Origin of the sequence: Sphaerochaeta sp. (genome assembly GCF_050178175.1) — a bacterium.
GTDB lineage: Bacteria > Spirochaetota > Spirochaetia > Sphaerochaetales > Sphaerochaetaceae > Sphaerochaeta.
On record NZ_JBFXGH010000086.1, the window covers coordinates 3511 to 9278 of the forward strand.

5 protein-coding genes and 1 tRNA gene are annotated in these 5768 nt (G+C 47.3%); 2 read left to right on the forward strand and 4 right to left on the reverse strand.

All coding sequences use genetic code 11. From position 1 onward, the window contains the following. Positions 1-16 precede the first annotated feature (16 nt). Positions 17-88 (reverse strand) — tRNA-Gly (locus AB7S66_RS09295). Between the two features lie 66 nt (positions 89-154). Further along, positions 155-1351: a heparinase II/III family protein gene (locus AB7S66_RS09300; RefSeq protein WP_428519331.1), complete on the reverse strand. Its 1197-nt coding sequence runs from the start codon at positions 1349-1351 to the stop codon at positions 155-157. Positions 1352-1523: 172 nt separating this feature from the next. Between AB7S66_RS09300 and AB7S66_RS09305 the strand changes: the two genes are divergently transcribed. Then, complete coding sequence (locus AB7S66_RS09305) at positions 1524-2621, forward strand: ABC transporter ATP-binding protein (protein WP_428519333.1); 1098 nt, start codon at positions 1524-1526, stop codon at positions 2619-2621. Between the two features lie 41 nt (positions 2622-2662). Here AB7S66_RS09305 and AB7S66_RS09310 read toward each other — a convergent pair whose 3' ends face one another. Further along, positions 2663-3166 carry a DUF2179 domain-containing protein gene (locus tag AB7S66_RS09310; protein WP_428519335.1) on the reverse strand — a complete coding sequence of 168 codons (504 nt, stop codon included), beginning with the start codon at positions 3164-3166 and terminating at the stop codon, positions 2663-2665. 162 nt (positions 3167-3328) lie between these two features. Continuing rightward, on the reverse strand, positions 3329-4633 hold the full coding sequence (locus AB7S66_RS09315) for an aspartate kinase (RefSeq protein WP_428519337.1): 1305 nt from the start codon (positions 4631-4633) through the stop codon (positions 3329-3331). Positions 4634-4777: 144 nt separating this feature from the next. On the opposite strand from AB7S66_RS09315, the gene AB7S66_RS09320 reads away from it, so the two are divergent. Then, positions 4778-5768: MFS transporter (locus AB7S66_RS09320; RefSeq protein WP_428519339.1), on the forward strand; the 991-nt coding region annotated here is incomplete at its 3' end.

Sequence of the window (5768 nt, forward strand, 5' to 3'; positions counted from 1 at the left end):
GACCAAGGGGGCTGAGAGCGCCAGAAGGGAATCGAACCCTCGTCTCATGCTTGGGAAGCACGAGCACTAACCATTGTGCTACTGGCGCATCTGCCATTGGATAATAGCAAAATAGGGAGAGGATGTAAATAACTATTTCCAGAGAATTATGATTCTAGGTGAATAGTCGTGTCCCGATCTCTGTCTCCCCCTTCCCGCGGTCAAACACCAACAAGGAACCAAAGCCTGTACATCCGTCTGCGTTGAAGGTATCGGTAGGGCTTGCCCACTCTTGGTGACTGACTACCACGGTATAGGCATTGTCTCCTTTCTTGATGGTGACAGCCTCGATCAGGGAATCAGGGAATCGGATCTTCTTGAAATTGGAGAGCACACGCTCCTTCTTGAAATAAGCATCCTTGTTGAGTGAGATCAAGGTAAACAATGATACAAATCCATCCCCTTCCACCTCGCAGACCATGGTCTTGTTATCGATCAGCTCATTGTAGTGACGAGAGAGCCTGGTACTCTTGAGATACTGGGTGACGCCTTGGCTTGAAATGGTATGGATGTACATTTCGTTCTGAGCACTCTGATATACTGCTCCAGACTCTTGCAAACGTACCTTTCCCTTGTCATTGAAGTGCAGATAGCTTTGATAGCTATGGTGTTCCTGGGATAAAAACTCATCACAGATCAGAATAAGGGTTTTCTCCAATACCACGATTGTCCTACGTGGAAGCACCCCGACATCCAGATACCCTTGGTGCGAACCTTGGAAAGCAATATACCCATTTTTCTGAACCGTGCGGAATCCGATGGGTGCGCTGAGCTTGGAGCACTCCCAACTGTCCTTGCATACGGTGAAGTTCTTGTTATCCACTGTTGTGGTGTTATGGGCAGTACTGTCCTTGAACTCATACCGCTCAGACCTTGGTACATAGGTGTACCGGCCGGCATCCAACAGAAGATCCTCTTTATTTGCATATAGGTCAAAATGCAACTTGTCACTATGCCCATGACCAGCGCCCAAGGTACCACAGTGAAAGCGAAGATAGGTATCTTCTTCCTTGTAGATGGCATTCCCACTCTCTTGCAATACAAAGAGACGTTGAGAGGTGGAGAGACTAGGTAGCTGGTCATACTGTTTTACCGCTTTGAAACCGAGTTCCCAGATGGTATCAAAATCGAGATGGGAGTAGCCACCCTTCTTCAGCTCTCCATCCTGATAGAAATAGGCTGCCTTGGTGATGAGGTCCCTTTGGTCGATCGCATCACTGTCCCCCATGCAGGGCTCCGTTCCGTCGGGTTTCTGCCAAGCGAGGGAAGCAAGAAACAACCCATGGTTCTCCAGAACACCCCAATTGCTCATAAGATAATAGCGGTCCCATACGGAATAGAGAAATTCCGCATGGGTTATTCTATTTCTTCTTTCTTTATATAGTCTTATATATATATCCTTTCCAGTTTTTTATACATTTTTTGTTTGACACCGTACTCACTCTGGGTTACAGTTGTTGTTAGATAAAATAATTGGAGGCAATATGGCCACAGTACAACTCAAAAACATCTCCAAGGTGTATGACGGTGGAGTCAAGGCTGTTGACAATGTCAACATTGAGGTGCAAGACCGACAGTTTGTCGTTCTCGTCGGACCTTCGGGTTGTGGAAAATCCACAACACTCCGCATGATCGCTGGTTTGGAAGATATCACCAGCGGTGAACTCTACATTGACGGCAACCTCGTCAACGATGTTCCCCCCAAGGACAGAGACATTGCAATGGTATTCCAAAACTATGCGCTCTATCCCCACATGACCGTCTATGACAACATGGCTTTCGGATTGAAGATCCGTAAGTTCCCCAAAGAAGAGATTGACCAGCGTGTTCGTGAAGCAGCAAAGATCCTGGAGATTGAAGAGCTGCTTGACAGAAAACCTAAGGCTCTCTCTGGTGGACAGAGACAGCGTGTTGCTGTAGGAAGAGCTATCGTTCGTAAGCCCAAGGTATTCCTTTTTGACGAACCCCTCTCCAACCTCGACGCAAAGCTTCGTGTCCAGATGCGCGCAGAGATTTCCTCCCTGCACAACCGCCTCAAGGCAACCATGATCTATGTCACCCACGACCAGGTAGAAGCCCTGACCATGGCTGATGTAATCGTCGTCATGAAGTTTGGTGTTATCCAGCAGATTGGTGGACCTCTTGATCTCTACAACAACCCACAGAACAAGTTTGTTGCAGGATTCATCGGTTCTCCTCCTATGAACTTCCTTGAAACTGCTATTGAAGCTGATGGTGATGATATCTACGCAAACGAAGGCACCTTCCGCCTCAAAGTCACTGCAGAACAGAAGAAGTTCCTGACTCCTTTTGTCGGCAAGTCTGTAACCTTCGGCATTCGCCCTGAGGATGTTTCATTCAGCAATACCGCCAAGGACGGCGTGACCATCAACGGTACAGTAAGTGTTGTTGAACCGCTAGGCAGTGAGACCCACGTCTATACATCCACTTCCAAGAGCCAGGTTATCGGTAAGATTGAACCTACCCTTGTTCCTACTCCGGATTCCAAGATTTACTTGATTCCTGACATGGCAAAAGCTAAGTTCTTTGATCTTGAGACCGAACAGGTTATCGGCAAATAACAATTAGTTCATATGCAGCCGGCCCACTTTAGGGCCGGTTTTTATGCGTAGGCACACATCTTGATATCTTCGACTACAAGGTAGCAGGTGGGGTCAATGGAACGGGAAAGTTTCATGACTTGCTTCACTGATCTTCTGGGAACTTGTACGAACAGGAGATAGATCGTGCCATCCCGTCCTTTACCCTGAAACTCAGTAACACGAAAACCCTGTTCTCTTAGCAGCTGAGCAACTGCAGGGCCCTTCAGGGTGAAGACTCTCACCACTTGATCACCGATTTTCAGAACACGCTCCAAGGTGATTCCCACAAAGGTCCCAACAGCAAATCCAAAGGCAAAAGCAATGGCCATGAGAGGATCTGACAGATCATTGATGACCCGCGATACAGCAAACACCCAGATGATGGATTCAACGAATGCAATGATGAACGTAAGAGCTCTCTTCCCACGAATGACAAGAGCATGACGCAAGGTACCCAGAGAGACATCCACCACTCTTGCGAGGAAGATCATCAAGGCCAAATAGAGCGAAGCAGAGTCGAACACTACACTACCCTCTTATGTACATAGTACTTATACCATAAGGGTACGTTAAAAAGTAAGCAATAGATATACTATTCCCTATATCATTCTTTTCTCGGTATCATTGAAGGATATATTCTCTTACCCCCCCCCTCTGGGATGTGTGAGGGGAGGGAAAATAGATGCTTAGAACAATGCGTTATACAATGCGATTACCGCGTCTTGTGTTTTATCAGCATGGACTCCAAGCAGCAAGGAAGTTTCGGATGCACCGAAGTTGAGAAAATTCAGACTGATGGACTCCCTGTCCAAGGCCCCAACCACTTTAGCAATCAGGTCACGGTGATCCATGACGCCCTCCCCCACAACACCGACAATTGCATGATTATGATCAACCTCAATAGCGTCGAGAGAGAACTCACTTGCAAGACGGGTGCACATTGCTTTCAGGACACTTTCACTTGCCTGGCTTGTTTCAAAAAACCAGACGATACTGTCTACGCCAAACAAACTGAAAGATGGCCTTATTCCAAACACATGCAACATGGTGAGCAGTGCATGTCTGGTTCCGGATTGCTTGAAGAGCATCAGTTTACGCAGGGTTATCCTGCTATAGCCTTTCTTGGCTGAGACACCTGCAAGGGGTGTTGTTTCACTCGTTCGTTCATTGACGATCATGGTGCCCATATCCGCAGGAGCATTGGTGTTCTTCACATTGATGGGAATCTGGGCTGCGATCACAGGAGCAATTGCTTCTTCATGAAAGACATTTGCCCCAACACCTGCAAGCTCACGAAGCTCGCGATAGGTCATTGTCTTGATCACCTTTGCGTCATCCACCAAGCGGGGATCTACCGAATACACCCCCGAGACATCAGTCCAGTTCTCATACGATTCAGCATCTGCTGCACTACTGAGAATGGCCCCGGTGATATCCGACCCACCTCGGCTGAAGGTTTTTACTTTTCCTTCAATATCACAGCCATAGAAACCAGGAACAATATACTTCCTGTCTTTCTTCAACACCTTTCTGAGGTTCTCATAACTCTGCTCATGTACGGTCCCATCAGGGTTGATGACGATATAGGGATCAGCATCCAGGAAATCCCAACCAAGGTAGGCGGCAATCATCCGGGCACTGAGATATTCTCCGCGGCTTGCTGCATACTCTGCACCATGGCCTGCATCAATCATCTGACGAACTTCCTCGAGGACAGCAACAAAGGGTTTTTTCTCGATGCCAAGGCCTTCAAGGATGGATGTATAACGGTCGGCAATCTTCTTGAAGACGGGCTTACAAGTCAATCCTTGCTGGGCAAGTGCATTACATGCATAAAGCATGTCCGTCACCTTCTCATCATCCTTGTCACGTTTTCCTGGAGCAGAGACAATCACTATCTGTCGTTTTGGATCAGCCTCTACAATCGCTTTTACTTTTTTTATCTGTTTGGCATCAGCAACAGAGCTTCCACCGAATTTACATACAATCATGGGAAATAACCTTCCATATTTCTAGGATATCTACAGGAGCGTATTGTATTGAAGGATAGCACGTTGTGCAATACAACCATGGTGAAAATAGCACATGACAGATTCGTCATTCACTGGTACGCTATGAGAAAGAAGGTACACACAATGCAAGATTCAAAACGCTCGATTGTCGCATGGGCATTCTATGACTGGGCGAACAGTGCTTTTGCTACCACGGTGATGGCGGGATTTTTCCCTGTCTTTTTCAGTGCCTATTGGGCAGTGGGGGCAAGCAGCCAGGAAGGGACTTTTTATCTTGGGCTGGCAAACTCCCTGGGATCATTGATCGTTGCACTCTTGGCCCCCATACTGGGAGCCATCGCTGACTGGGGTACCTACAAGAAGCGCCTACTTGCATTTTTTGCATTGATAGGCTCAGTGATGACTGCAAGCCTGTATGTATTACAGATGGGCTCCTGGCCCTTGGCAGTACTCTTCTACTCTGTAGCTGTGGTAGGCTTCAGCGGAGCGAACACCTTCTACGATGCACTCCTTCCTTTTGTAGCGTCAGAGAAGAAGGTGGATTTTGTCTCCTCACTCGGATACAGCCTGGGATATATCGGGGGTGGATTGTTGTTCCTGGTAAATGTTCTGATGTACCTCAATCCATCATGGTTTGGATTTGCGGATGGAGGGGAAGCGATCAGGGTATGTTTTGTCATCGTAGGCATCTGGTGGGTGGTATTCACACTTCCTGTACTGTTTTTCGTGAAGGAAGAGGTAACCGAAGATAACCTTCCCTTTAAGCAGGCAGTCAAGAAAGGGCTTTCCATAACACGGCAGACCTTGAAGAGTTTTCGCCAACTGAAGACATTGGCTATCTTTCTCATTGCATATTGGCTTTATATAGATGGGGTGGATACCATTATCAGAATGGCTGTGAACTATGGGACAAGCCTCAACTTTCCCAGTGAATCATTGATCATTGCCCTGCTCATCACACAGTTTGTGGCATTCCCTTCTGCACTTGCCTACTCAGCCTTTGGGAAGAAAGTGGGAGTTCGCAAAGCCCTGGAGATTGCAATCGGCGCTTATGTAATCATCGCCATCCTTGGATACTTCATGAGTGAGCCTCTCCATTTCTATCTGCTTGCTG